At 40.6% G+C, this 3,310-nt stretch carries 5 protein-coding genes; 3 read left to right on the top strand and 2 right to left on the bottom strand.

Annotated elements, in window-relative coordinates; all coding sequences use genetic code 11:
* The first annotated feature begins 204 nt into the window (after window positions 1-204).
* The 3 genes from ACFIL7_RS00025 to ACFIL7_RS00015 all read left to right on the top strand — a co-directional run bounded on the left by ACFIL7_RS00025 (window position 205) and on the right by ACFIL7_RS00015 (window position 2,297).
* On the top strand, window positions 205-1,359 hold the full coding sequence (locus ACFIL7_RS00025) for a filamentous hemagglutinin (RefSeq protein ID WP_375683219.1): 1,155 nt from the start codon (window positions 205-207) through the stop codon (window positions 1,357-1,359).
* A complete protein-coding gene (locus ACFIL7_RS00020) occupies window positions 1,356-1,760 on the top strand; it encodes a hypothetical protein (RefSeq protein ID WP_375630432.1) in 405 nt (134 codons plus the stop codon). The genes ACFIL7_RS00025 and ACFIL7_RS00020 overlap by 4 nt, the downstream gene beginning before the upstream one ends.
* Window positions 1,761-1,937: 177 nt before the next feature.
* Complete coding sequence (locus tag ACFIL7_RS00015) at window positions 1,938-2,297, top strand: hypothetical protein (protein WP_375683218.1); 360 nt, start codon at window positions 1,938-1,940, stop codon at window positions 2,295-2,297.
* Between the two features lie 102 nt (window positions 2,298-2,399).
* Here ACFIL7_RS00015 and ACFIL7_RS00010 read toward each other — a convergent pair whose 3' ends face one another.
* Together ACFIL7_RS00010 and ACFIL7_RS00005 are read right to left on the bottom strand one after the other, a co-directional pair.
* Window positions 2,400-2,600, bottom strand: coding sequence for an AlpA family transcriptional regulator (locus ACFIL7_RS00010; protein WP_015856172.1), 201 nt, complete (start codon window positions 2,598-2,600; stop codon window positions 2,400-2,402).
* Between the two features lie 207 nt (window positions 2,601-2,807).
* A partial coding sequence (locus ACFIL7_RS00005) for a tyrosine-type recombinase/integrase (protein ID WP_375683217.1) occupies window positions 2,808-3,310 on the bottom strand: 503 nt, incomplete at its 5' end.

The following is a 3,310-nucleotide window of genomic DNA, read 5'->3' as shown; positions in this document are numbered from 1 at the left end:
CACCGCGCCGGCAGAAAAAAACAGCCTGACCACAGGAAGCATTAGCACCAGTGATATCAGCAACAGTGCGCATGCGCAAGCTAGCAGCCAAGGTTTAAGCATTTCGGCGGGTGGTCCGATGTATCAGGGCAAATATGGTGTCGGGAAAAACATTGCTAAAAATGNGCTAGCAGCCAAGGTTTAAGCATTTCGGCGGGTGGTCCGATGTATCAGGGCAAATATGGTGTCGGGAAAAACATTGCTAAAAATGTCTTAGATCATTCAAAAGCTAAAGATTCAGAGGAAGGATATACCAAATCTGCTATCAGCAATGGCACTATCGTCATTACTGATGAAGCAGGGCAGAAGGCATTAACAGGGCAAGATGTTGAGCAAGCCATAGCCTCCCTTAATCGGGATACTGCTAGCGCCCATAAGAGTGTACAACAGCTCGATGTAGGCAAGCTGGAACAAATCGTCCATGAAAATCGTGAAATGGCAACCCAACTTTTAGAAGAAGGATTTAAATACAGCGATGATTCCTATAAAACCATGTTTATCAAAGAGCACCCCATCGCCGTGGTCGACCGTGATAAAGACGGAAATATACTCTATAAAACAGATGAAAATGGGGAGCCTATAGAAGACGCTCGTGGACAAAAAATACCTAAGTTTCATTATTTAACGGATGAAGAAAAGCAGCATTTACAAGAGGGTGCTGATGGCAAAGTGCATGTGTCCTTTAATGGCATCTTTACGCCACCCTATGAAGCTGCTGTTTATGCAGAGCAACATGCGAAGGATAAAAATAATCCGCTTTATTTTGTTGTGTTCCCCCAAGCCGATTCTGCTATTTCAGAACTTCTGGTTGCGGGCTATCAGAAGTTTATGGAAAATAACTTTTGGGGTTTGACCAATTCAACACAAGAAGCAAAAGATTTGGTGTATAGCCATGGTCTTACAGGGTTAGAACTTTATGGACATAGTCGCGGGACAATGACATTGGGGAATATGCTGAATTCTTTCAAACAAGAAGGTGTTCACGGTATAGCCGACAACACGAATATCAATTTCTATGGACCAGCCTTTAATGCTTTAGTTGCATCCGGTCTGTTAGGTTATGTGAGTGATGGCAAACAAACCACTATTGGCTTTGATGGGAATAGATACGACTTTGTAAGCAGAATTATTGGCGGCAATGGCTATACTTACGAGACAATACCTGCTGGTAGTAATTGGTGGAAAGAATGGTGGAGAGTGATCATGAATCCCATAAGCTCCCATACTTGCCTTGGAGATGTGGGTTATAAATGCCAAAAGTTTTATGGCACATCTCATCGTGAACAATTTCCTTTAAGTAAATCAAGGAGTAAAAAATGAAATACATTTTAAAGTTATTAAGTGGAATAGTTTTGGTGAGTGTAACTGGATGTAATATCGATAAACCTCCTCCAGGAGAGATAGCTACGTGGGAGAAAAATGGTGTTACTGATTTTACTGAGGTAGGAAAAGCCTTATTAGAATGTGGAATGCCAACCCCTTATGATACTGATCCAGAAAGCAGAAAGCTCAGCTACAATGCAATAGCAACCATAGAAGCTTGTATGATTCAATCAGGTTTTCGTGATAAAGTGGGAGGGGGAACTTGGTGTGTAAATCATAAAGCCGAGGATCTTCCCATTTGTCGTCCAGGTGCTGTCATACCACAGCGCAGTGTCAAGAAGCGCTTGAACAGCCCTTTTTGTAAAAAATATAAAAATAGTCGCAAATGCCAACCTTAAGCACTGTTTGTGATGATCAACAAACCGCTATCCTTGCCTTCACTTGGAATGGCGCGATTGTTCCCTCAATCCATCATCTCAATATTGTTCACCGTTTTTTTAAGCAGCGGTGACAGGAAATATCAACAAGCTTCCGAGCTGTTTTATTGTAAAGAAACCCACTGAAGGAGGGGAAGAATGAAGAAAATCTTAAAACTATTGAGTTGTATAGCTCTGTTAAGTATCACTGGATGTGTTAATTCAATTCCCTCACTTTCTCCAGCATTATGGAGAAATAAAATACTTTTAGAATGTGGAGTACCGGACCTTAATAAGGTTGTGGCGCTAGATTTGAATCAATTTGCCAGTATTGAAATGTGTATGGCGCAATCAGGTTTTCGCCCTAGCTTTACAATACAAGAATGGTGTGAAAATCATAAATCAGACAACCTTCCCATATGTCGTCCTAGTGCTGTCATGCCTCAGCGAAGTGTTGAGAGACGCTTAAATAGCCCTTATTGTAAAAAGCATTCAGAACAACTTGAATGCAAACCTTAAGTCTTGCTTCAGCAGAGAAAGCCTTGAATTTACACCAAATAAAGCACCAGGTTGATGAGCTTGAGAAAGCCTTGTCCGTCCTTACGTGATAAGGTTTTCTTTTTATGCCGCGTCGTTATAACGTTGCTGTTTTGCTTGTTCGATTACATTCAAAAGATCCGATTGTAACCAACGGGATAAAAAGCCAAATTTTAAAGGTTTTGGGAGAGAGCCATTGGTAACATGACGCCGGAATGTTGAAACACTCATATGAAGCAATTTTGCACTTTCACGGTCTGTTAAAAGAATATCATTTTCTGTCATACTAAAATCCTTTCTATCAAAAAATGGTAACACATCATAACCATTTATTAACCACATTTTGGTTCATTTTTGAAGGTATTTTATTTATAGAAAACAATATTTTATTATACAATTTCTGATGTGATAATTTATGAGTCTTATTGAGAAAGAATGAGAGAGAAGAGAGCTAAAGTTATCCACAGATAATGGGGTTATTCACCCCATATCTTAAGATTGACCCGTGACATAAGCCGCCCATTTATCCATATAAACGCGGCGCTGTTCTAAATAGTCAGTCCGACGATAGGCACGCTCTACTTTACCGCCTACTGTATGACTTAGAATAGTTTCTGCGACTTCATAAGGGGCATCGGTTGTTTCAGCGAGCCAATCACGTAAACTAGAGCGAAAACCATGCGGGCAGGCTTCAAGTTTATTGTCTCTCATATATTGAGCCATACACTTCTCAGCGAGGGGACCGCGACCTTTAGCAGAAAAAAAGAAATCATTACGAGAAAGCAATCGTGCTTGTTTTAAAATGTCTAATGCTTCAGTTGATAAAGGCACGCGAAACTCTGTTGTGGCATCACGCTTGCCTTTCATATTCTCAGCAGGGATTGTCCATATATCACCTTCAATTTGATCTTTATGAATATGACGCAAAGGGTTGGTACGAACGCCTGTCAGGATAAGCAAGCGCAAAGCCAGTTGTGTTATGTTTTGTGTTTTAC

This window comes from Bartonella sp. AP3QHHD (genome assembly GCF_042195765.1).
Taxonomy (GTDB): domain Bacteria; phylum Pseudomonadota; class Alphaproteobacteria; order Rhizobiales; family Rhizobiaceae; genus Bartonella.
The sequence above is the reverse complement of the archived record's forward strand: the minus strand, read 5'-3'. Positions and strand labels throughout refer to the sequence as shown.